The organism is Oleiphilus sp. HI0125 (assembly GCF_001635355.1).
Window position 1 is genome coordinate 1 of the sequence record NZ_LWGF01000307.1, and the last position, 1,573, is coordinate 1,573.

Annotated in this window: 3 protein-coding genes; all 3 read left to right on the plus strand. The window is 43.5% G+C overall.

Features of this window, described 5'->3' with window-relative positions:
- The coding region (gene hpf, locus A3762_RS04180) for a ribosome hibernation-promoting factor, HPF/YfiA family (protein ID WP_068754223.1) at positions 1–301 on the plus strand (301 nt) is incomplete at its 5' end.
- 23 nt (positions 302–324) lie between these two features.
- On the plus strand, positions 325–789 hold the full coding sequence (gene ptsN / locus A3762_RS04185) for a PTS IIA-like nitrogen regulatory protein PtsN (protein WP_068476102.1): 465 nt from the start codon (positions 325–327) through the stop codon (positions 787–789).
- Between the two features lie 21 nt (positions 790–810).
- On the plus strand, positions 811–1,573 hold a 763-nt coding region (gene rapZ, locus A3762_RS04190), incomplete at its 3' end, for an RNase adapter RapZ (protein ID WP_068754225.1).

The window sequence follows — 1,573 nt, forward strand, 5'->3', positions numbered from 1 at the left end:
GCAAGTAAACATCACCGGTCACCACGTTGAACTAACAGATTCAATGAAAAACTACGTTACTGACAAGCTAGAGAAGCTTGAGCGTCACGTGGACGGTATAACAAATGTGCAGGTCACCCTTTCAGTGGAAAAGCTAAGACAAATTGCGGAAGCCACACTTCACATTAGCGGCGCAGACATTCACGGTACTGCAGAAGACGAAGATATGTATACATCTATCGATAAGCTTATAGACAAGCTTGATCGACAGATACTGAAACACAAAGAAAAACAAGTTGCGCGCTCGCATGGGGCCGTGTAGCTACTCGTAGTATTGGAAGAAAAATGAACGAAGGTTCAATTACTATTAGCTCTATTCTTGTTCCGGGACTGACTCGCGTCAGTTTCCCGGGCACTAGCAAGAAAAAAACACTAGAGCATATCGCAGCTGCAATTTCACAAGAAATCCCCGAGCTGTCTGAAGAAGATTTATTCGAAAATCTAATTGCCCGTGAGAAATTAGGTAGCACTGGAATCGGACAAGGAATTGCCATCCCTCACAGCAGAATGTTGAGATGCTCAAAAGTCATAGGCGCATTATTTACACTTGAACAAGATATCGCGTTTGACGCAATCGACAACCAACCAGTTAATCTACTGTTTGTTCTGATCGTTCCTAAAGAAGCAAGCAGCGAACATTTAGAGTTACTTAGCCAAATAGCGGAAAGATTTAATGACTCTTCTTTTTGCAATAAACTACGTGCTGCATCATCTGATTCTGAGCTTTATACGTTAATGACTGAAAGCTAACTGCCTTACTGTGGAGGCACCATGAAACTCGTAATTATTAGTGGCCGATCGGGCTCAGGTAAGAGTACTGCCCTCCATGTTTTAGAAGACTTAGGCTATTACTGCATCGACAACCTACCTGTCGGTTTGCTCTTAGAGCTTGGCTCACAATCAGCAAGACAAACAGATGAGCGCTTGGCAAAAGTTGCCGTGAGCATTGATGCCCGCAACCTACAAAGCGGCATAGAAAACTTCCCTGCTTTTTATCAAGCCTTTCAAAATCAGAATATCGAAACAGACATTATCTTTCTTGACGCGGATAGCGAAACACTCATAAAGCGCTTTCATGCGACACGAAGAAAACACCCTTTAAGCTCTCCCGACATTTCCTTAAGCGAAGCCATCAACAAAGAGAGCGTTTTATTAGAACCCATTTCCAGGCAGGCTGACCTCAATATAAATACAAGCGACATGTCTTTGTATGAATTGCGTGACCATATCAAACTACGAGTAGCAGGCAGAGCTACACAAGAAATGGCCCTACTATTCCAATCGTTTGGATTCAAACACGGCGTGCCTAGCGATGCAGATTATGTTTTTGACGTTCGATGCCTCCCTAATCCGTACTGGGACCCATCTCTACGCGTATTCACGGGGCTCGACAAACCTGTTGAAGATTTCTTAAGTTCACATTCAGAAGTCGAGGAAATGGAGTCTTCAATTATTACTTTCCTCGACAAGTGGATTGATCAATTCGCCTCAAATAACCGCAGCTATATGACAATTGCCATTGGCTGCACAGGCG